Annotated in this window: 25 protein-coding genes; 7 read left to right on the top strand and 18 right to left on the bottom strand. The window is 59.1% G+C overall.

The window, feature by feature from the left end; all coding sequences use genetic code 11:
* Positions 1–111 precede the first annotated feature (111 nt).
* From JZX87_RS14900 to JZX87_RS14850, 11 genes are all read right to left on the bottom strand, one after another.
* Positions 112–2,280 (bottom strand): TonB-dependent siderophore receptor, encoded by a 2,169-nt coding sequence (locus JZX87_RS14900; protein ID WP_286194680.1) that lies wholly within the window; start codon positions 2,278–2,280, stop codon positions 112–114.
* 145 nt (positions 2,281–2,425) lie between these two features.
* Positions 2,426–3,310 (bottom strand): AraC family transcriptional regulator, encoded by an 885-nt coding sequence (locus tag JZX87_RS14895; protein ID WP_206826461.1) that lies wholly within the window; start codon positions 3,308–3,310, stop codon positions 2,426–2,428.
* A gap of 121 nt (positions 3,311–3,431) precedes the next feature.
* On the bottom strand, positions 3,432–5,147 hold the full coding sequence (locus tag JZX87_RS14890; RefSeq protein WP_206826460.1) for an ABC transporter ATP-binding protein: 1,716 nt from the start codon (positions 5,145–5,147) through the stop codon (positions 3,432–3,434).
* Positions 5,148–5,354: 207 nt separating this feature from the next.
* Positions 5,355–6,143: a hypothetical protein gene (locus JZX87_RS14885; RefSeq protein WP_206826459.1), complete on the bottom strand. Its 789-nt coding sequence runs from the start codon at positions 6,141–6,143 to the stop codon at positions 5,355–5,357.
* Positions 6,144–6,157: 14 nt separating this feature from the next.
* On the bottom strand, positions 6,158–6,415 hold the full coding sequence (locus tag JZX87_RS14880) for a hypothetical protein (RefSeq protein ID WP_112457080.1): 258 nt from the start codon (positions 6,413–6,415) through the stop codon (positions 6,158–6,160).
* Between the two features lie 116 nt (positions 6,416–6,531).
* Complete coding sequence (locus JZX87_RS14875; protein ID WP_286194677.1) at positions 6,532–6,969, bottom strand: TIGR02301 family protein; 438 nt, start codon at positions 6,967–6,969, stop codon at positions 6,532–6,534.
* A gap of 73 nt (positions 6,970–7,042) precedes the next feature.
* Positions 7,043–7,459, bottom strand: a complete 417-nt coding sequence (locus JZX87_RS14870; RefSeq protein ID WP_148145450.1) for an NUDIX hydrolase — start codon at positions 7,457–7,459, stop codon at positions 7,043–7,045.
* Between the two features lie 16 nt (positions 7,460–7,475).
* Positions 7,476–7,784, bottom strand: a complete 309-nt coding sequence (locus JZX87_RS14865) for a HigA family addiction module antitoxin (protein ID WP_206826578.1) — start codon at positions 7,782–7,784, stop codon at positions 7,476–7,478.
* A 22-nt stretch (positions 7,785–7,806) separates the two neighbouring features.
* Positions 7,807–8,085, bottom strand: a complete 279-nt coding sequence (locus JZX87_RS14860) for a type II toxin-antitoxin system RelE/ParE family toxin (RefSeq protein ID WP_206826576.1) — start codon at positions 8,083–8,085, stop codon at positions 7,807–7,809.
* Between the two features lie 60 nt (positions 8,086–8,145).
* Positions 8,146–8,442: an addiction module antidote protein gene (locus JZX87_RS14855; RefSeq protein WP_206826458.1), complete on the bottom strand. Its 297-nt coding sequence runs from the start codon at positions 8,440–8,442 to the stop codon at positions 8,146–8,148.
* Positions 8,439–8,738 (bottom strand): type II toxin-antitoxin system RelE/ParE family toxin, encoded by a 300-nt coding sequence (locus JZX87_RS14850; RefSeq protein ID WP_206826457.1) that lies wholly within the window; start codon positions 8,736–8,738, stop codon positions 8,439–8,441. Before JZX87_RS14850 ends, JZX87_RS14855 begins: the two co-directional genes overlap by 4 nt.
* A 45-nt stretch (positions 8,739–8,783) precedes the next feature.
* On the opposite strand from JZX87_RS14850, the gene JZX87_RS14845 reads away from it, so the two are divergent.
* The 3 genes from JZX87_RS14845 to JZX87_RS14835 are packed head-to-tail and all read left to right on the top strand — an operon-like array spanning position 8,784 to position 10,600.
* Positions 8,784–9,110: a YnfA family protein gene (locus JZX87_RS14845; RefSeq protein WP_183827433.1), complete on the top strand. Its 327-nt coding sequence runs from the start codon at positions 8,784–8,786 to the stop codon at positions 9,108–9,110.
* Between the two features lie 54 nt (positions 9,111–9,164).
* Positions 9,165–9,929 (top strand): SOS response-associated peptidase, encoded by a 765-nt coding sequence (locus JZX87_RS14840; protein ID WP_206826455.1) that lies wholly within the window; start codon positions 9,165–9,167, stop codon positions 9,927–9,929.
* A gap of 47 nt (positions 9,930–9,976) precedes the next feature.
* On the top strand, positions 9,977–10,600 hold the full coding sequence (locus JZX87_RS14835) for a LysE/ArgO family amino acid transporter (protein ID WP_183827427.1): 624 nt from the start codon (positions 9,977–9,979) through the stop codon (positions 10,598–10,600).
* A gap of 5 nt (positions 10,601–10,605) precedes the next feature.
* On the opposite strand, the gene JZX87_RS14830 is transcribed toward JZX87_RS14835, so the two are convergent.
* The 3 genes from JZX87_RS14830 to JZX87_RS14820 form a co-directional block, all read right to left on the bottom strand.
* On the bottom strand, positions 10,606–10,743 hold the full coding sequence (locus tag JZX87_RS14830; protein WP_183685015.1) for a hypothetical protein: 138 nt from the start codon (positions 10,741–10,743) through the stop codon (positions 10,606–10,608).
* A 200-nt stretch (positions 10,744–10,943) separates the two neighbouring features.
* On the bottom strand, positions 10,944–11,756 hold the full coding sequence (locus JZX87_RS14825; RefSeq protein ID WP_148145582.1) for a CDP-alcohol phosphatidyltransferase family protein: 813 nt from the start codon (positions 11,754–11,756) through the stop codon (positions 10,944–10,946).
* A 27-nt stretch (positions 11,757–11,783) separates the two neighbouring features.
* Positions 11,784–12,482 (bottom strand): phosphatidylserine decarboxylase, encoded by a 699-nt coding sequence (locus JZX87_RS14820; RefSeq protein ID WP_183827538.1) that lies wholly within the window; start codon positions 12,480–12,482, stop codon positions 11,784–11,786.
* Between the two features lie 336 nt (positions 12,483–12,818).
* Between JZX87_RS14820 and JZX87_RS31330 the strand changes: the two genes are divergently transcribed.
* A complete protein-coding gene (locus tag JZX87_RS31330; protein WP_286194671.1) occupies positions 12,819–12,944 on the top strand; it encodes a hypothetical protein in 126 nt (41 codons plus the stop codon).
* 382 nt (positions 12,945–13,326) lie between these two features.
* Positions 13,327–13,590 carry a hypothetical protein gene (locus tag JZX87_RS14815; RefSeq protein ID WP_206826585.1) on the top strand — a complete coding sequence of 88 codons (264 nt, stop codon included), beginning with the start codon at positions 13,327–13,329 and terminating at the stop codon, positions 13,588–13,590.
* Positions 13,591–13,663: 73 nt separating this feature from the next.
* On the opposite strand, the gene JZX87_RS31325 is transcribed toward JZX87_RS14815, so the two are convergent.
* Both JZX87_RS31325 and JZX87_RS14810 read right to left on the bottom strand, forming a co-directional pair.
* A complete protein-coding gene (locus tag JZX87_RS31325; RefSeq protein WP_286194669.1) occupies positions 13,664–13,798 on the bottom strand; it encodes a hypothetical protein in 135 nt (44 codons plus the stop codon).
* Positions 13,799–13,840: 42 nt separating this feature from the next.
* Positions 13,841–15,745, bottom strand: a complete 1,905-nt coding sequence (locus JZX87_RS14810; protein WP_206826453.1) for an ABCB family ABC transporter ATP-binding protein/permease — start codon at positions 15,743–15,745, stop codon at positions 13,841–13,843.
* A 324-nt stretch (positions 15,746–16,069) separates the two neighbouring features.
* Here JZX87_RS14810 and JZX87_RS14805 point away from each other — a divergent pair, with 324 nt between their 5' ends.
* Together JZX87_RS14805 and JZX87_RS14800 are read left to right on the top strand one after the other, a co-directional pair.
* Entirely contained in the window at positions 16,070–16,312 is a 243-nt protein-coding gene (locus JZX87_RS14805; protein ID WP_148145442.1) for a hypothetical protein, read from the top strand.
* Between the two features lie 106 nt (positions 16,313–16,418).
* Positions 16,419–16,727, top strand: coding sequence for a hypothetical protein (locus JZX87_RS14800; RefSeq protein WP_206826452.1), 309 nt, complete (start codon positions 16,419–16,421; stop codon positions 16,725–16,727).
* A 152-nt stretch (positions 16,728–16,879) separates the two neighbouring features.
* On the opposite strand, the gene JZX87_RS14795 is transcribed toward JZX87_RS14800, so the two are convergent.
* Together JZX87_RS14795 and JZX87_RS14790 are read right to left on the bottom strand one after the other, a co-directional pair.
* Entirely contained in the window at positions 16,880–17,290 is a 411-nt protein-coding gene (locus tag JZX87_RS14795; RefSeq protein ID WP_206826450.1) for a DUF5086 family protein, read from the bottom strand.
* A gap of 112 nt (positions 17,291–17,402) precedes the next feature.
* The gene (locus JZX87_RS14790) at positions 17,403–18,041 is read right to left on the bottom strand and encodes a hypothetical protein (protein ID WP_206826448.1); all 639 of its coding nucleotides are present in this window, start codon (positions 18,039–18,041) and stop codon (positions 17,403–17,405) included.
* Between the last annotated feature and the right edge of the window lie 149 nt (positions 18,042–18,190).

The raw sequence follows: 18,190 nt of genomic DNA, 5'->3' as shown, positions 1-18,190 counted from the left end.
ATCGTTCCTCCATGCGGGGTGAGGGCTGGCGAAGACAAAAAGGAAGGCCCCAACGGGGCCTTCCTGATTAACTTTACTGGGGTTGTCAACTTAGTGTTTCGGGTGGTCGACTTACCAGACCTTGCTGATCTTGAAGGTTGCGGTTCGCGCTTCGCCATAACCGCAGAAGTACATGGTGTTGCAGCCCGCGACATATTCCTTGTCGAACAGGTTGGTCACGTTGAGGGCGGCCTTCCAGTTGTTTTTCTCGTAACGAATGCCGGCATCGAAGACGGTGGCGTCGTCTACGCGCAGCGTGTTCGCTTCGTCGGCCCAGGACTTGCCGCGATAACGCACGCCGCCACCGAAGCTCAGCCCTTCCAGAGCGCCTTGTGTGACGGTATAATCCAGCCAAAGCGAGGTAAGTACCTTCGGCACGACATTCGGGCTGTTGCCCGTATACACACCGTTATCGGTGAACTCGACATCGGTATAGGACGCCGCAGCGATCGCCTTCCAGTTCTCGGTGAGATTGACCTTGCCTTCAAGCTCGAAGCCGCGCGAGCGGACCTCGCCTGCCTGCCTGTCGGGAGAAGCCGGAGCCGTGAGAAGGAAATTCTTCTTGTTGATGTTGAAGGCCGAGGCCGTCAGCACGCCGTCGAACGAGGTCGGTTCGTATTTGACGCCGACTTCGTACTGTTCGCCTTCCTCTGGCTTGAGCGCGCCATCGGCGCTGGTGCCGACAAGCGGGCTGAAGAACGTCGCGACGCTTGCATAGGGCGTAACGCCATTGGCAAATTCGTAGGCAAGTCCGGCACGACCGCTCCATGCGGTATCGCTCAATGACGAATCATTGGTGCCAAGCAGATCGTTCACTTCGCTGTCGAGATAGTCGAAACGCCCGTTCAGCGTTGCGATCCAGCCGCCGCCGAACTTGATCTGATCCTGCACATAGGCGCCGACCTGATTGATCGTATAGACCTGATGGGTCGATGGAACGAGCGTCGGCAGCGTCCCGTCATACGGCCCTGTTCCGTCACTCAGATCGGGCGCGAATGCTGCGAGCTGGTCATTGTCGAGACGGTAGTAGCGGTAGTCGATACCGGCCATGACCTTGTGGCTGGCGCCGCCGAGGTCGAATTCGTTTTCGATACGGTTGTCGATGTTGAACGAGTTTGCATTCGAGCGGACGTCGTCGCCGTACATATAGATCTGATTGTCGGTCTGGACATAGTCGAACGGGTAGAGTTGGCGCTCGCGCTTGTCGAGATTGGCGTAACGAAGGTTCTGGGTGAACTTCCAGCCCCCCTCGAACTCATGTTCGAACTCGTAGCCGACCATTGCCTGTGTGGCACGGCCGATGTCGAAGTCGGAGTTGCCGAGATAGATATCGCGATCAAGCTTGCCGAAGCCCGGAGCACTGACGACCGTGCCTGCATAGGGCAGTAGACCATTGGACGTATGCGTCTGGTCCAGATGGCTGACATAGGCCCAGACATTCAGTCTGGTCGCGTCGTCCGGCTGGATCGTCACCTGCGGCATGATGAAACCGTGGATGTCTTCCTGCTCGTCCGAATAACCGTCGCCGCCGGAAAGCTTGCCGGTCAGACGGTAGCTGGCGATATCGCTGCCGCCGAGCTTGTCGGAGAGATCGAACGCGCCGTAACCGGCTCCGTTACTGTCGATACCGAGTTCCGTATAGAAGTAAGGCTGCGTGGTCGGCTGCTTGCGCACCATGTTGACGACACCGCCTGCATTGGCGCCGCCGAGCAGCACCGATGCCGGGCCTTTCAGCACTTCGACGCGCTCCAGCATGAACGGGTCGATCTGGAAGTTGCCGAACGCGTGGTTGGTCAAAGCCAGATTGTCGAGGAAGAGGCCGGTCTGGCTGGCGTTGAAGCCGCGCACATAAATCCAGTCCGTATCCGGGTCGGAACCGTAAGGCTGAGAGAATACGCCCGGCGTATAGAGTAGCGCCTGGTCGACCTTGTCGACAACACCGCGGTCGGACATTTCTTCCGTGCCGATAACCGAAACCGACTGCGGGATTTCGTTGATCGGCGTATCCGTCTTGGAACCGGTCGTCGTCTGCTTGGCGACATAACCCTTGACCGGGCCAGTGCCGCCCTGTTCGCCCTCGCCCTGAAGCACGATCGGCGCAAGCGTCGTGCTGTTCTGGCTCTCAGCCTCTTGTGCCTGTGCGCTCCAGGCGGCAGCAAGCCCGATGGCAGCCACACCCGCCCAAAGGCTGGTCTTTACGACACCCGCTCTCATTGCGGAAGACTTGACGGTTTTCTTCATTTTTGCCCCACTCGCGCCGCTTTTCCTGCGGTAAAATAATAAGGTGAGTGGTTAACTCAGATTTCTTGTCGGCGCTTGTTCTGATGTGCGGGACTTGAACGATATTGGGCAAAGTTCTCACCCCTCGCGCGTTTGCCCGGATGTTTTATTCCGACTGTGACCTTTTCCACTGCGATGGCGCCAGCCCCATATGCTTGCGGAACACGCGGGAAAAATGCGCGTGGTCGGAAAACCCCGTCTCGGCAGCGATTTCCGTCAGCGGCTGGTCACCGGATTTCAGCATGTCCTTGGCGCGCGAAAGCCGCGCATTCATCTGCCATTCGTGCGGCGCCATGCCGGTCGAAGCCTTGAAGGAATGCGAGAAATGCGACTGTGACAGGCCGGTCAACACCGCCAGTTCTTCCAGCCTTATATTGCGCAGGCAATGCTGTTCGATGAACTCGCTCGCCCGCTTCAACTGCCAGGGCGCAAGAGCGCCACGCTTGCGTGGCTCCGACTTGGCGAGCTTCAGCACGTCGATCAGAAGCGCCAGCGCCAGCCCGTCGCCGTAAAGATCGTGCAGAGGATCGGGATTGGCGATCTCGGCGGCGATCAGTTCGGCAAGCGCCATGACGCGTTGATCGGCAAACACCAGTTGCGGGTCCTTCAGCTGGCGCGGATCGAGATTGTCGCCCAGCCTCCGGCTCATCGTGTCCGTTTCGAAATGGATGTCGAGATGGCGGACATATTGCACGTCCTTGATATCGATCCACAGGTCCATTTCGGCGGGGATGTAGGAGATCGGGCTGAGGCTTGCATCCTGCATCAGCCCGGTTTCCCGCGGAGAGCGTTTCAGCGCCGGGCGGCCCTGGCCGCGCTGGTCGAGAAGGATGAACAGACGAGGATCGCGCGCAACGTAATAGCCGCCGGCATAAGCGGCGCATTCCACGTCCCACAGATCGGCGGTAATTCCGTTCCAGTATCGCCGACGCAATCCGCCCAGAACCGAAAAACCCTCGATCTGATTACGCATTCTCGGCTGAAACGTCATGCTCCGACCCCGCGGCTCCACTCTCGTGCAAATGACCACGAGAAAACTATTCTTATTTTATCAAGTTTCTTGCGCATCTTCAACCGTGACGGACATGACGCCGAGCGTTACGGCTTTTTCGTCAACCGCCGTGCTGGGCCGAATGCAGGCGGTTATAGGCGCCGCGACGCGCAATCAATTCCTGATGCGTGCCCTGTTCCAGAATGCCGCTTTCATCGATCACGACGATACGGTCAGCACCCTGGATGGTGGCAAGCCTGTGGGCGATGATCAGCGTGGTGCGCCCGACGGCAAGCTCCGACAGCGACCGCTGGATCGCCCGTTCCGTCTCGGTATCGAGTGCCGAGGTTGCCTCGTCGAGGATCAGGATCGGCGGGTTTTTGAGGAACATGCGGGCGATCGCCACGCGCTGTTTCTGGCCGCCGGAAAGCTTGACGCCACGTTCGCCGACAACCGTGTCCAGCCCGTCCGGCAGGTCGGCGATCATATCTTCGAGACGCGCCCGGCGCGCCGCATCCATGATTTCTGTATCGCTAGCGCCGAGGCGGCCGTAAGCGATGTTCTCCCGCATCGTGCCGCCAAACAGGAACACGTCCTGCTGCACGATGCCGATCTGCTGGCGCAGCGACGCCTTGGTCATCTGGCGAATGTCGATGCCGTCGATCGTGATCGAGCCGCTCGTGACATCGTAGAAGCGCGGCAGAAGCGAGCACATCGTCGTCTTGCCCGCACCCGAGGGGCCGACAAAGGCGATCGTCTCTCCGGGCTGGATCGACAGGCTGACATTCTTGAGGATAGGCTTGTCGGCGCTGTAGCCGAAGGAAATGCCGTTATAGTCGATCGCGCCCTTCAGCGCTCCGACCGCGACCGCATCCGGCGCATCGGCGATATCCGGCTCGGTATCGACAAGCTCGGTGAAACGGCGAAAACCGGCAATGCCCTTCGGATAGGTCTCGATCACCGAATTGATCTTCTCGACCGGACGGAAGAACACGGTGACGAGCAACAGGAAGCCGATGAAGCCGCCGGCGGTCAACTCGCCCTGCAGCACGAACCAAGCGCCGCAGATCATCACGATCATCTGCGTCAGGCGCATGCTCATGTAGCTGAGCGAGGTGCTGGCGGCCATGATCTTGTAGGCTTCGAGCTTCACGCGGCGATAATTCTGGTTGTCGCGCTCGAACAGCGCCCGCTCATGCGGTTCGTTGGCAAAGGCCTGCACGACGCGCATGCCGCCGACATTTTCCTCGATACGGGTATTGAAATCGCCCACCCGGTCGAAAAGTCGGCGGAAATTGGCGCTCATCCGCGCACCGTAGCGGCTGGTCACCCAGGCCGTCAGCGGCACCACCAGCGCGGTGATCAGCGCCAGCTTCCAGTTGACCGAGATCATCAGCGCCAGCGCGCCGATAAAGGTCATGATGGCGATGAACAGGTCTTCGGGCCCGTGATGTGCAACCTCGCCGATCTCTTCCAGATCCTTGGTCAGCCGCCCGACCAGATGCCCGGTCTTGTGATTGTCGTAATAACGGAAGGAAAGCTTCTGCATGTGGTTGAAGGCTTCCCGGCGCATGTCGGTCTCGATATTGATGCCAAGCATGTGGCCCCAATAGGTAACCACCACCATTAGGCCGGTATTGAGCGCATAGCAGATGAGAAGCGCGATCGATGCGATCACGATCAGGAACCACTCCTGTGTCACCAGCAACCGGTCGACGAACAGCTTGACCGCCATGGGAAAACCGAGTTCCAGCAGGCCGGAAAGAACCGCACAGCTGAAATCGAGAATGAACAATCCCTTGTAGGGGCGGTAATAGGCAAAGAAACGGGAAAGCATTACGGCATCTCTGGAATGTGGTTCGGCGACAGAACGCCAGAAGGAAGCAGCCAAACTTGAGCCACATCCTCCATATTCGAAAATGAACGGGTTCGGAAAGTCCAAATATCCGCGGGGGCAGGCCGAAACTGCTCATGGTGTTGCGTTAAGGCGTCTATCCGCTCTCAAAGCGTACGATGCGAGCATGCGAGGCCTAGAGCGAGGACCTTAGTCGCCGCCGGCCATGAACTTCCATTGTCCGTCCGGCGAAATGCCCAGACGATAGAAATTGTAATTGCCGGTCTCTTCCATACCCATCAGGTCGCCTGCGGTGACGATGCGCAGCAGCTCGACCCGTTCCGGCGCCGTGAGTTCGGAAAGCGGCTTGCCGATGAAATAGGGCCAGACGTAGGCTTCGTCCGGCGTTCCCGCATCGACCCTTGCAGCTCCCGTCGCCAGAAGATCGAGCATGATTGCGAGGATTTCCTGGCCTTCCGCATCGCCGGAAAAGTTTTTGAGCGTGTCGATCGGATCGTCGCTCTCATTATTCATGATCTGCGGCGGTTTCGGCGTGCCTTCGATCAGCGGGCGCAGCCGTTCGATATCACCGGACGCGGCTGCTTCCACCAGCCTTTCGCGCATGGCTTTCACAGGCGCGGGCAGGGCGGAGAGATCGCGGATGATTTCTGCCGAGGGCTGATCGGCAGCCGCAGCAGCGGGGCCGGCCTGCGCCGAGTTGGCATCCGTCCCGTCGCTCTTGGGAGCGCTTTTGTCTTCAGCTGTCGGCGCTGCATTCTCCGCGTCCTGCTGGCGCTTGTCACCTTCCAGAGAAAGCCCGGGACGCGTCTGCGTCACGCCCTCAAATGCCTGCATCAACGGCGTTTCCTGCGGGCGAATATCCTCGGCGACAGGCGCCATGCGTCCATTCGAAAGCGCAAACGCGTTTGCTGAAACGCAAAATGCAGCCACCGTTGCCAGCAGCCTTGTCGTGACGGATTTGAAAATGGCGTTCCGCATGGGAAGCTCGAATATTACTGGATGTTGCGTTCGGGAGAAAACTCGCCGGCCAGCATGCGCTGACGAAGTGATTCGAGCAGGGCTTCCGCACCTTCCTCGCCACGCTGGCGGATCGTTTCGCGCATGGCGAAGGCGATTGCTGCGTCTGCGATGATTTCCGGCTCGATACCGTCTGCGCGTCCGTCTGCCCAGGCGTCGTTCTGATACTCGAGCGCGACCTGCATCTTTTCGTGGACGATCATGTCATCGATTTCGTTGCGGCCTGACTGCATACTGAACTTTCCTCGGTGCCGGCCAATGAGGCCGATTTGATTACTGCGCCGTTAAGAACTTTATCAGCCTTTTATCGAAACGACACGCCTTCCTGACGAAAGAGGTAAATAATCCGCTAATTTCCGAAACGCGAGGTTATTTCCGTCGCAAGTGTTGCGCCTTCGTTACGGTATCGCTCCTCAGCCGTGCGCGCCGCAACTGTGCAGGATGTGTGCACGGCAGCAAAGGAGCGGTATCCACGATTATAGGCGGCCGTCAACCGCTCCCGCCGCGCTGGCTCGTTTGCCGCATCGGAATCGAGCAGCTGCCGCATCGTCCGGCGCCAGTCCTCCTGCGGTGCGCCGCACAATTCGCGCAGGTAGCTGATCGAGCCCAGGACCTCGGAAAGCCGCAAAAGCTGCACATCATAGGGCGCCGGCAGGGAGGTTTCCGCTGGTGCCGGTTGCTGAACCGGGGCCTTTGTATCCGCCGCAGGCTTCTTCGTTCCCTGCGCTGCAAGCGGGGACGCGATGACAAGAAAAAGCGGCAGGGCGAGGCAGGCGGCGGATTTCAAACGGAATTCCTTGGGTTGGCGTCCGAAGTCGATTCGGATGCTCGTGATTCGGCAGCGATCCGACGCGCCGATATTACCGGTCGGCTGCGAGCGCCGCCAGCTTTTCGGCGCAATCGCGAACGCTCGGCGGGCAGGGCAGGCGGCGGATTTCTTCCGCGGTGTACCAGCCGGGATCGGCCGCATCGTCGGCGGCAACAGCCTCGACATGCCGATCGGCCTCGATCCTGAAGACGGAGAGAAAGAAATGGCTTCCGCCATCCTTCTCGCTCTTCAGGTCATAGGTGGCAAAGAGCGTCGGATTGCGCGCCTGGATGCCGGTTTCCTCGAAGAATTCCCTTAGCGCCGTTTCTGCCGGCGTCTCGCCCGGCTCCGCCCGTCCGCCGGGAAAGGCAAACAGATCGGCCATCGGCGGGTTCTTCCGCCGGATCAGAAGGAAGCGACCGTCCCGTTCGAGAATTGCGGAGGAGGCGGCTTGGGGGGAGAGGGGCATCGGTATCATCTAGGTGTTAAGCCGCAGTCAGGGTCGGAATCTGGCTCACGTCCACGTCTCGCTCCGCATGCCAAGCGTCATAGCTCGCCTGCATCCGCAGCCAGATCGCCGCGCCATCGCCGAACATCTTCCCCAGCCTTGCCGCGACGTTTGGCGAGACCGGCTTGCGTTCTCGCAGGATGTCATAGAGCTGTTGCCGCGAGATACCCAGCAGTTCGGCAATCTCGACCTTGGTTTTGCCGGTCGCCGCGATGACGTCTTCGAGCAGCGCTCCCGGGTGAGACGGGCTGCGCTCGATAGGTCGCTTCACTTCATATTCGGTCATTTCGGCCATCTCCCGGCGGGCATCAGTGATATTGCTCAAAATCGACACGAACCGCATCCTTGCCGTCGAATTCGAATGTGACGCACCACGGTCCATTGACGTGTATGGTGTAGCGCGTCGGATCGAAACCATTCAGGGCGTGAAAATCAAATCCCGGCAGGTTCATGTCCTGTGGCGATTCGGCGACATCCAGACGGTCGAGGCGCACCAGAATGCGCTTGTGCATTTTGGCGTCGATCTTGCCCGTCTTGCCTGTCTCGAACAGGCTTGCCAGTGCCTTGCTCCTGAACGACTTGATCATGATTGATGTAAGCATCAAGCTTACATGGCGTCAAGGGACGACGGCTGTCCCGAACGCTCGCTACTCCGCAGCGGCATGCGGCACGACCGTCAGATCATAGCCGATTGCGCGGACGACCTTGAGGATGGTGGCAAACTCGGGATTGCCCCCTTCGCTCAAGGCCCGATAGAGATTTTCGCGCGAAAGCCCTGCATCCTTGGCGACCTGACTCATGCCGCGTGCGCGCGCCACTTCGCCGATTGCGCCGGCGATCACTGCCGGATCTCCCTCCTCGAAGACAGCCTCAAGAAACAGGGCGATCTTCTCGTCGCTATCCAGATGGTCGACGATATCCCATTTGTTTGTCTCGATCGTCATGACTGATCCTCAATATTTGCGGCGAGCGCCTTGGCCGACACGACATCCGCTGCCTGGCTTGATTTATCACCACCACACAGAAGAATGGTGAGTACCTGCCCCCTGCGAATGAAGTAGACCCGATAGCCGGGGCCGTAGTCGATCCGCATTTCGCTGACACCAGAGCCTACGGGCTTCACATCTCCGGGATTTCCCAATGCAAGGCGGTAAATCCGGGCATTGATGCGAGCCTTCGCCCGCTCGTCCTTGATCCGGGCAAACCATGCTGCATAGATTTTGGTTTCCCGGATCTCCATGTTATGAAATTGTAGCCTTTAAGCTACAAATCCTCAAGGCACCTCATGCAGACCTATCTCCTTTACGCTTTCGCTGCCCTTGCCGAAATTGCCGGTTGTTTTGCCTTCTGGGCCTGGCTGAAACTCGACAAGTCGGCGCTCTGGCTGGCGCCGGGAATGGTGTCTCTGGCAGCCTTCGCCTGGGCGCTGGCGCTGGTGCCGGCGGAGGCTGCGGGGCGCGCTTATGCGGCTTACGGCGCCATCTATATCGTCGCTTCGGTGCTCTGGCTCTGGGGCGTCGAGGGCCGTTCGCCCGATCGCTGGGATGTAACGGGGGCCATCGTCTGCCTCGTCGGCGGGGCCATCATCCTGTTCGGGCCACGTAGCGCCTGATGGCGTCCAGTCGAATTTCTTGACCGCTTTCAAACGCGGTGCCATCTAGAGCCCATGTGTGGACGTTACGCCCTGACCCACAAGCCGGACGAGGTTCTCGGCATTCTTGGTGTCGCAGATTTCGAGGATGATTTTCCGCCGCGGTTCAACATCGCGCCGACGCAGCCCGTCCTCGTGGTCGGCCAGGCCGATCGACAGCCGGGCAGCAACCTGCCGGATCGCCGGGCAACGCTTGCACGCTGGGGATTGATCCCCGGATGGGTCAAGGACATGCGGGATTTTCCGTTGCTGATCAATGCCCGCTCCGAAACGGTGATCGACAAGGCTTCCTTCCGCGCCGCCATGCGCCATCGCCGCATTCTCGTTCCGGCCTCCGGTTTCTACGAGTGGAAGCGTCCGCCGAAGGAAAGCGGGATGAGTTCGCAGGCTTACTGGATCAGGCCGAAGAGCGGCGGCGTCATCGCCTTCGCTGGCTTGATGGAAACCTACGCGTCGGCCGACGGATCGGAAGTCGATACCGCGGCGATCATGACGACCAAAGCCAATCGGGCGATCCGGGGCATTCATGACAGGATGCCGGTCGTCATCCGGCCCGATGATTTCGAGCGCTGGCTGGAATGCAAGACCCAGGAACCGCGCCAGGTCGCCGATCTCCTGAAGCCCGCCGAAGACGATTTCTTCGAGGCGATCCCCGTCTCGGATCTGGTCAACAAGGTCTCCAACATGGGGCCTGATGTGCAGAAACCGGTTGCCGTCGCGGAGCTTGAGGACAAACCTCCGAAACCCGGCAAAGACACATCTCAGATGTCGCTGTTCTAGGCGGATTCCGCTCTCACTGTTTCTTCTCCCACCGGAATGCTTCCCAAATGAATCTTCTGTCTGCCGGTCTGTCCGGCTTTGCCCTCGGCGGGTCGCTGATCGTTGCGATCGGCGCCCAGAACGCTTTCATCCTGCGCCAGGGCCTGCTGCGCCGGCATGTCTTCGTGCTCTGCCTGATCTGCGCCCTGTCGGATGCGACATTGATCGCAGCCGGAGTCGGTGGGATGGGCACGATCGTGTCGCAATCGAAAACGCTGATCCTGCTGGTCACGATCGGTGGCGCGATATTTCTGGGAAGTTATGCGGCGCTGGCTTTCAAGCGCGCCTTGCGGCCCGCGGCCATGGTGGCGGAGAAAACGGAAGGCCTGTCGCTGAAAGCGGCGGTCCTGACCTGCCTTGCCTTCACCTTCCTCAATCCGCATGTCTATCTCGACACCGTCCTGCTCGTCGGCAGCCTGTCTGCCGGCTTCGAAGGACGTGAACGTTTCGCTTACGGGGCAGGTGCCGCCACCGCCTCGTTCGTCTGGTTCTTCGGGCTGGGTTACGGCGCCCGTCTTCTGGCGCCGATCTTCGCCCGACCCGCCGCCTGGCGGGTTCTGGACGGCCTGATCGGCCTTGTCATGAGCGCGCTGGCGCTCGGTCTTTTGTGGAGTGCGTTCAGCGACTTCTGAGCGACTTACCGGACCGGCGTCAGCTTCGGCTTCCGCTTCAGCATCATGGCTGCTGCTGCAACGGCCTTGATGCCGAGCGGACGGAAATGTGCAGTGAAGTCGGGCTTCTGTTCCGGCTTTTCGGTCTTTTGGGTATTGCTCACGTCTTTATCCTCATCACTTCACCCGCATGATTCTTCTGTGCTGCGGGGCGCCGGGAAATCACCGGCAATAGGGGCGGAATAAAGGCTTATCCGCTGCTTTTCGATGAGGTGAGTCTACGCGTGGCAACTTGCCGCAGGCAGGAGCTGCAATGCAGCAATTTCAGTGCATTGCAGCGGGTGCCGTATTGCCTAAGTACGCGTCAGACGTGCGTACGTTCGTCTTCGATGGTGATCGTGCCGTAGCGTCGCTTCCATGCCCTTGCGCTGAATGGCAGCACGCAAAGATAGGCGACGACGGTGACCGAGAGAACTTCCCATGTGTAGCTCATCAGGAGCGCGACATAGAGAACGACGAGAAGCATGATCGGAAACATCATGTCCCGGCGGATCTTGCTCGACTTGCCGGACCAGACAGGCAGCCGGCTGACCAGCAGATAACCGATGCCGACCGTATAGGCGACGCTGCCATAGATGAACAACGGGGTACGCTCGACGCCGAGGAAGCCGAGATAGACCGGCAGCAGCATCAGGAGGGCTCCCATCGGGGCCGGCACGCCGACAAAGAATTCCGACTGCCAGGGCGCCTTGATGCCGCGGTCTTCCATGACGTTGAAACGTGCCAGTCGCAGGCCCGCAGCGATCGCATAGAGCAGCGCCGCAATCCAGCCGAGCGAACGGGCACCGTCGAGCAGGAAGGCGTAGGAGACTAGCGCTGGGGCGACGCCGAAATTGATGATGTCGGCAAGCGAATCCATCTGCACGCCGAATTTCGACGTGGCCTTCAAGAGACGGGCGATCCGCCCGTCAATGCCGTCGAGAAAGGCAGCCAGCAAAACCATGGCGACGGCCAGCTCGTAGCGTGCCTCGAATGCGAGCCTGATACCCGTCAGGCCCGCACAGATGGCCAGAACCGTGATGAGGTTTGGCACCATCAACCGGATGGGGATTTCCCTCAGACGTGGACCGCGGGCCTCGTCGGTCGAGCGGTTCGGCTCTCCTGGGGGCATATCCATCATCCGTTTTCTCCTTGATGCTATCTATCAGCTGCGACGGCCGAGCGACGGGCCTTTGGTCGAGCCGAACTCAGCCAGCACCGTCTCGCCGGCAATGGCAAGCTGTCCGATCGACACACGCGCCTGTCCGCCATTCGGTACGAACACATCGAGGCGCGAACCGAAGCGGATCAGGCCAAAGCGTTCGCCTGCATTGAGCGGTTCGCCCGGCTTGACCCAGCAGACGATCCTGCGCGCAACGAAGCCGGCGATCTGCACGACGCCGACATTGCCATGGCGGCTTTCGATCACGAGGCCGTTGCGCTCGTTGTCGGAGCTTGCCTTGTCGAGTTCCGCGTTGACGAACTGTCCTGCGCGATATTCGATCACCTTGACTTCACCGCGGACCGGCGAGCGGTTCACATGGCAGTTGAAGACGTTCATGAAAACGGAAATGCGCAGCATGGGTTCTGAGCCGAGACCCAGTTCCGACGGCGGAACTACCATGGCGACGTGGCTGATGCGGCCATCGGCCGGGCTGACGATCAGATCGTCATCCTGCGGCACGACGCGCTCGGGATCGCGGAAAAAATAGGCACACCAGAGCGTCAGCACGAGGCCGATCCAGAACAGTGGCTCGGCGAAATAACCAAGGATCAGTGACACGACAAAAAAGATCGCAACGAAGACGTAGCCTTCCTTGTGGATCGGCACGAGCGTGTTGCGGATGGTGTCGAAGAGGTTGATCAACTGTTTCTCCCTGGGGCGTAAGGCCTGTGTTAGCGGCACTGACTATCGAAAAACGGTATTCGCGGCAATGCGGTTCCGTGTTCCTCACCAAACCGTATGGGGATTGCAACCATCACGCGACGGATACGTTGGCACATGTGAATGTGAATCAGATTTTTGCTGCAATGCAGCAAAATGGCATGGCTTTTGCTTCGATTTTCATATGGTTGTCACAAAAGTCGGTCAGGAGGCAGCTGACTTACATCAAAGTCGAATGTTACGGATGCGCTTAAACCATTGTTGGGAGCACTTTTCGTATATTCGCTTCGGCTGGAACACGGAAGAGTTGGAGAAATGAGCGTTACTTGGTGCTTGATAGCAGCGGCGGATATTGCGATCGTGATCGCCGCAGTGGCTTATACGGTCTGGAGCCAGCGTCGCTATCGCGAACGCATGCGTTTCGGTTCGCCGCGCCGCTAGAGCGCCCTGCGCCCGAATGGGCGCACAAGCATGCTCTGTCGCTCTGATGCGCAGGTTGAAAGGCTGAGCTTGAGGTTTCTTCCTCGCTTTGACCACGCCGTTCTGTCAGGTGGATCTGTCTTCCGCCGCCATTGCCAACACCGCTTTGTCTTGAACAAGGCCGCCCGGTTGGCGGCTTTTTGCGTTTTATCGCAGTGTTCAGATACCAGCGTTCCGCGGTCAGATATGGGCAATATTTGAGATGGGATCGCCTGCGTGAATTTGACGCGCGATTTCTCGCATAAGGAGAATTTGCCACATCGAAAATGCCCCTTTTTGGCCGTAGTTTTGCAATGTGACTGTAGTCCACCCCGTGTACAGGTTTTGATAGAGGAGCAAAACCATGAAACGCGACCTGACCATCGAAGATGTCGTATCTGACCCATTGATCGCCCAGCTTCGGCGGGCAGATGGCATTTCCACGCCGGAGTTTGCGCAGCTGCTGCATGCGGCAGCGGAAATCTACGGTGTCGGCAAATCTCCGCGCCGCTCCGACAAGACGACATTCGTGTTGTGCGAGACGGTGGAGTTTGCGCCGGAACGAAGCGAAAGCATTCCGGTTGGCAAGACGCAGCCTAAGGCAGGTGTTCCATGTCTTGGCTGGTAGATTGCCATCCGGCAAGTGGCCTTCACAGCATTGGTCCCGTTGCCCGGCGGGCGCCCCTCGGCTTGCTGGGGTTTCAGATTTTCGCCGGGTCGACGAGACCGAGCCAGGTCGTCAGCGCCAGAAGCGGTGAGCCCCAGAAGGTCAGCACGAGAAGGTAGGCGAGCACGAGGCTGCCCGCCACCGCCATGCGTTTCCAGGAAAAATTCATCCGTCGTTTCATCGCTTCGGCCTAACTTTCTGTTGGGATTCGCTATTCCGCCGCCGGCGTGCCGCGCGTGACGACACCCAGATCGTCGCTTTCGCGCACCTGGCGCAGATGTTCTTCCGCCTGTGTCGCTTCCCGCTGACGGTTCCACATCGAGGCGTAGAGACCGTTTTCTGCAAGTAGGCCGGCATGCGTGCCGCGCTCGGCAATCTCGCCTGCGCGCAGCACGATGATCTCGTCGGCGCCGATGACGGTCGAAAGCCGGTGGGCGATGACCAGTGTCGTGCGGTTTTCCGAAACCTTGTCGAGCGCCGACTGGATCTCGTGTTCGGTTGTCGTATCGAGTGCCGAGGTCGCCTCGTCGAGTATGAGGATCGGCGGGGCCTTCAAAATCGTGCGGGCGATCGCCACCCGCTGCTTTTCTCCGCCGGAAAGTTTTAAGCCGCGTTCGCCAACCCTGGTTTCATAACCGTCAGGAAGCTGCTTGATAAAAGTGTCGATCTGCGCGATTTCCGCAGCCGTCTGCACCTCGGTGTCGGCAGCACCCGGCCGTCCGTAACGGATGTTATAGGCGACGGTATCGTTGAACAGCACAGTATCCTGCGGAACCATGCCGATCGCCGCCCTGAGCGATTTCTGCGTCACGTCGCGCACATCCTGGCCGTCAATGGTGATCGAGCCGTCCTGAATATCGTAGAAGCGATAGAGCAGGCGGGAGATCGTCGATTTGCCGGCGCCCGACGGGCCGACGATCGCAACCGTTTTGCCGGCCGGCACCTCGAAGGAAATGCCCTTGAGGATCGGCCGCTCGGGATCGTAGGAGAAACGGACATCCTTGAAGGCGATGGCGCCTTTGTCGTTGCTCGCAGCATTGAGGACGAGCGGCTTTGCATCCGGCCGGTCGGTCACTTCCGCCTCGACTTGCAGAAGCTCAAACATCTGCTCGATGTCGGTCAGGCCCTGACGGATTTCGCGGTAGACGAAGCCGATGAAATTGAGCGGCACCGAAAGCTGCATCAAAAGCGCATTGACGAAGACGAAGTCGCCGATCGTCTGTTCGCCGCGCTGTACTGCCAGCGCCGACATGATCATGATCACGGCCTGGCCGAGACCGAAGATAACGCCCTGGCCGAAGTTGAGCCAGCCGAGCGAGGTCCAGACCTGTGTGGCGGCTTTTTCATACCGCGCCATCGACACGTCGAAGCGCCTGGCCTCCATCTCCTCGTTGCCGAAATACTTGACCGTCTCGAAGTTCAAAAGCGAGTCGATCGCCTTGGTATTGGCGTCGGTATCGCTGTCGTTCATCGTCCGGCGAATGGCGATGCGCCAGTCGCTGGCCTTGATGGTGAACCAGATATAGGCGGCAACGGTAATCGCCGTGACCGCGAGATAGGCAAAACCGTAAGCCGCCCAGAAGATGATGGCGGTCAGCACGAACTCGATCAGCGTCGGCACGGAATTGAGGATGGTGAAGCGGACAATCGTTTCGATGCCCTTGGTGCCACGCTCGATTATGCGCGAAAGCCCGCCCGTCTTGCGCTCCAGGTGGAAGCGCAGCGACAGCTGGTGCATGTGCACGAAGGTCTTGTTGGCGAGCTGGCGCACCGCATGCTGGCCGACAGAGGCAAACAGCGCGTCACGCAGCTGGTTCAAGCCCACCTGCAGGATGCGGGTGAAATTGTAGGCGATGACCAGAACCACGGCGCCGAGCAGGAAGGCCGGCAGCAGGCCAGCCATATCCAGCTTGCCGTTCAGCGCATCGGTCGCCCATTTGAAGAAATAGGGAACCGAGAGAAGCACCAGCTTGGCGAGGATGAGGAAGAACGTGGCCCAGAGCACCCGCGCCTTGAGGTCCGCACGCCCCGTCGGCCACATATAGGGCCACAGGTTGACGAGTGTTCCGAGCGGATTGCCGTCATCCGCGGAAACGATCTTCTTCTTGTTCGACATGCAGGTCTCCGGGACGCGCGAAAGAGGCGCCACTCGGCACATAGGCGGCAAAGGAGGCGGATGCAATGTCAGGCCGGGTGTTTCCGCTGGAAATAGGGTGGTTATGGATCGGGGAGGGTGTGGGTCGCAGGTGCGAATGCCATACGGAACCTTTACCGAGCGCATTCATGACCACAAGAATTGGCCCAGCTGTGGCTACGATCCCATAACCATTACAGCCCATATGGGCTTCGGCGGCCTAGTCTCCGCACTTGGACCGAAAATGACCGCGTGAATTCCACCGCGGCGCCCCGTTCGCAACCGGGGGATTTGACAAGGAATAACATGAAAACTTACCTCCTGACTGCCGCTCTCATTATCGCGGCAACTCCCTCATTTGCCTGCACCGCAGAAGACCTGACCGCCAAGGCGACTGAAGTCTCTCAAAAGATGCAGGAACTGGCAGCAAAGGACCCGCAGAGAGCTGCAGCCGTAGCCCAGAAGATGACGGAGGGACAGGCTCAGACGGCAACCGATCCGAATGGCGCTTGCAAGCTTTACGACGATATTCTCGCAGAGCTTCAATGAGCCGCCGAAGCACCGGCAATGCCTTAGACGCTGCTTTGCCGGCCGGAGGCGATTTGCACATACGAGGGGCACGGCAACCGGATTTGATGGAATTGGATGGACCGAAATGGTTTTTATTTGGCGCGGATGGGGTTTTCTCACCATCCCTCTCATCGGAGTTGTAATCTTTGCCGGGCTTTTCGCCGCGCTTTGGGTGACGGAAACGCTGCAGCTGCCGGACTGGACGAAGATTTTCGAGTTCGCGGCAATCTTTCTCGTGGCCGGATTGCTCAACTGGAAGCTCGGACGTTTTCTCAACAGGACAGGATTGCCGGGCGCGCGGCACGACCTGTTTTTCATCAGGATGGAATACTGGTCGGTCCCGGTTTTTCTCTTCGCCGTCGTTTTGCTGGCTTCCGGTTTATACGCTCAATGATTGGTGGCGCTTGTAAAAGCGCTATTCCCCAGCCCGTCGAAACGGTTTCTTTCCCGGCGCCGCTTGCGGCATGAGAAAAAGTCGCAGAAGTGAGGGCGGCGATCGGGGATAAAGGGCACGTACTATGGAGCCGATGAAGCGCTGCGTGAGTGTTATTGCAGCCTTGCGATACAGTTCAGGATATCCGTATCGCATATGGGAACTTCGGTACGTGCTTCAGAACCATTCAGCCAGCGGCGATAAGCTGCGCGGATCTCAACATCCTTGTAGTTGTAGATTGTTGCCTGCCTGTCAATGCGGCTGGCCTGCAGCGCCTCTGGTGTAACGGCCATATGGAAGATGAGCTGCCTGAATTTCCAGGGCTGCCAACCTTTCCTATGTTCGAAGACACGAACGTGGAAATAGGGATCAGCCTCTCGTGCCGGCTGCATCTTGTAGACAGCGGCCCATCGCACCACGTCCCGTTCCACGGAGAGAACAACGTTCTCCTGCGCTTCTTGCGCTTGAAGTGCATTCGTGGCGCGCAAAAAGAACGCGATCGAGAGAAAGAGCGAGCGCAGCATGACGACGACTCCCATAGGCTCTGTTTCAGGGGCTCCGTTTCAGGCAGGCGACGGAACCTGTGTTCCAGCCGATGCCGGAGTTGTCAATCCGAGTGCGCGGATGTGCTCGGCGTCAGGAATTCGACGTTGCCATCCATGTGAGATAGTAATGCGTTTCACCGATCATACCGAAATACGAACTGGCCCCGCTTGCCTTATCTATATGGCTGGAATCCTGGTTGCGGACAAACCGGCCGTAGGAGTCGCGCAAGAGCGTGTCCCTGAGAAAGCTGCTCCATTCGGATGTCGCGACCTGGATGATCTCACCGGATGTCGTGTCGCCACCCGCCACATCGCGGGCGATGACCTGCTCGCCGGTAACGACATCGGTGACGGTCAGCCGGCCATCTCCAAGCGCCGCCTGCATCGTTTCGGCCATGGCGGATGTATCTTCGCTGGCCTTCAATAGATCGAGCTTCTGCTGCAGAGCCTTCATGAACGCATTCGAGGATATGTCGTCGATTGCGCCATCAGTATATCGATCCGCGCTGTTTTCCGTTGCCGTTCGCTGAATCGATCCGAACTGCGACGACAGTTCGTTTTCATATCCATAATCCTCGTCCTCATCGGCGGCTTCGGAATAGAACAGCCGCGAAAGCGATGCGGCGGACGAGCCGGGTGTCGGATTGTCCGGATTGCCGGACGTGTCGTTAAAAGCCTTGAACACGACCTGTTGCGGCCAGATCCGGCTGGAGCTGATGCTGGAAATCATTTTGTCCTCGCGAAGAATATCGGCTTGGCGTCAATCGATTCGGGCATTCTCAATGCGGCAAGGTTCCCGCGACTGGCATGCGTGAAGCTGATCAGTGCTCGCAATTCTTTCGGAGAATGGAAATCCGTCAAACACCGATAGCCGCACCG

The organism is Agrobacterium sp. Ap1, from assembly GCF_017313375.1.
GTDB lineage: Bacteria > Pseudomonadota > Alphaproteobacteria > Rhizobiales > Rhizobiaceae > Neorhizobium > Neorhizobium cellulosilyticum.
The sequence above is the reverse complement of the archived record's forward strand: the minus strand, read 5'-3'. Positions and strand labels throughout refer to the sequence as shown.

Excerpts from the sequence above, each read along its gene's own strand:
- JZX87_RS14900 (WP_286194680.1), bottom strand. The coding sequence starts at position 2,280 with ATGAAGAAAACCGTCAAGTCTTCCGCAATGAGAGCGGGTGTCGTAAAG.
- JZX87_RS14895 (WP_206826461.1), bottom strand. The coding sequence starts at position 3,310 with ATGACGTTTCAGCCGAGAATGCGTAATCAGATCGAGGGTTTTTCGGTT.
- JZX87_RS14890 (WP_206826460.1), bottom strand. The coding sequence starts at position 5,147 with ATGCTTTCCCGTTTCTTTGCCTATTACCGCCCCTACAAGGGATTGTTC.
- JZX87_RS14885 (WP_206826459.1), bottom strand. The coding sequence starts at position 6,143 with ATGCGGAACGCCATTTTCAAATCCGTCACGACAAGGCTGCTGGCAACG.
- JZX87_RS14880 (WP_112457080.1), bottom strand. The coding sequence starts at position 6,415 with ATGCAGTCAGGCCGCAACGAAATCGATGACATGATCGTCCACGAAAAG.
- JZX87_RS14870 (WP_148145450.1), bottom strand. The coding sequence starts at position 7,459 with ATGCCCCTCTCCCCCCAAGCCGCCTCCTCCGCAATTCTCGAACGGGAC.
- JZX87_RS14865 (WP_206826578.1), bottom strand. The coding sequence starts at position 7,784 with ATGACCGAATATGAAGTGAAGCGACCTATCGAGCGCAGCCCGTCTCAC.
- JZX87_RS14860 (WP_206826576.1), bottom strand. The coding sequence starts at position 8,085 with ATGATCAAGTCGTTCAGGAGCAAGGCACTGGCAAGCCTGTTCGAGACA.
- JZX87_RS14855 (WP_206826458.1), bottom strand. The coding sequence starts at position 8,442 with ATGACGATCGAGACAAACAAATGGGATATCGTCGACCATCTGGATAGC.
- JZX87_RS14850 (WP_206826457.1), bottom strand. The coding sequence starts at position 8,738 with ATGGAGATCCGGGAAACCAAAATCTATGCAGCATGGTTTGCCCGGATC.
- JZX87_RS14845 (WP_183827433.1), top strand. The coding sequence starts at position 8,784 with ATGCAGACCTATCTCCTTTACGCTTTCGCTGCCCTTGCCGAAATTGCC.
- JZX87_RS14840 (WP_206826455.1), top strand. The coding sequence starts at position 9,165 with ATGTGTGGACGTTACGCCCTGACCCACAAGCCGGACGAGGTTCTCGGC.
- JZX87_RS14835 (WP_183827427.1), top strand. The coding sequence starts at position 9,977 with ATGAATCTTCTGTCTGCCGGTCTGTCCGGCTTTGCCCTCGGCGGGTCG.
- JZX87_RS14825 (WP_148145582.1), bottom strand. The coding sequence starts at position 11,756 with ATGGATATGCCCCCAGGAGAGCCGAACCGCTCGACCGACGAGGCCCGC.
- JZX87_RS31330 (WP_286194671.1), top strand. The coding sequence starts at position 12,819 with ATGAGCGTTACTTGGTGCTTGATAGCAGCGGCGGATATTGCGATCGTG.
- JZX87_RS14815 (WP_206826585.1), top strand. The coding sequence starts at position 13,327 with ATGAAACGCGACCTGACCATCGAAGATGTCGTATCTGACCCATTGATC.
- JZX87_RS31325 (WP_286194669.1), bottom strand. The coding sequence starts at position 13,798 with ATGAATTTTTCCTGGAAACGCATGGCGGTGGCGGGCAGCCTCGTGCTC.
- JZX87_RS14810 (WP_206826453.1), bottom strand. The coding sequence starts at position 15,745 with ATGTCGAACAAGAAGAAGATCGTTTCCGCGGATGACGGCAATCCGCTC.
- JZX87_RS14805 (WP_148145442.1), top strand. The coding sequence starts at position 16,070 with ATGAAAACTTACCTCCTGACTGCCGCTCTCATTATCGCGGCAACTCCC.
- JZX87_RS14800 (WP_206826452.1), top strand. The coding sequence starts at position 16,419 with ATGGTTTTTATTTGGCGCGGATGGGGTTTTCTCACCATCCCTCTCATC.
- JZX87_RS14795 (WP_206826450.1), bottom strand. The coding sequence starts at position 17,290 with ATGCTGCGCTCGCTCTTTCTCTCGATCGCGTTCTTTTTGCGCGCCACG.
- JZX87_RS14790 (WP_206826448.1), bottom strand. The coding sequence starts at position 18,041 with ATGATTTCCAGCATCAGCTCCAGCCGGATCTGGCCGCAACAGGTCGTG.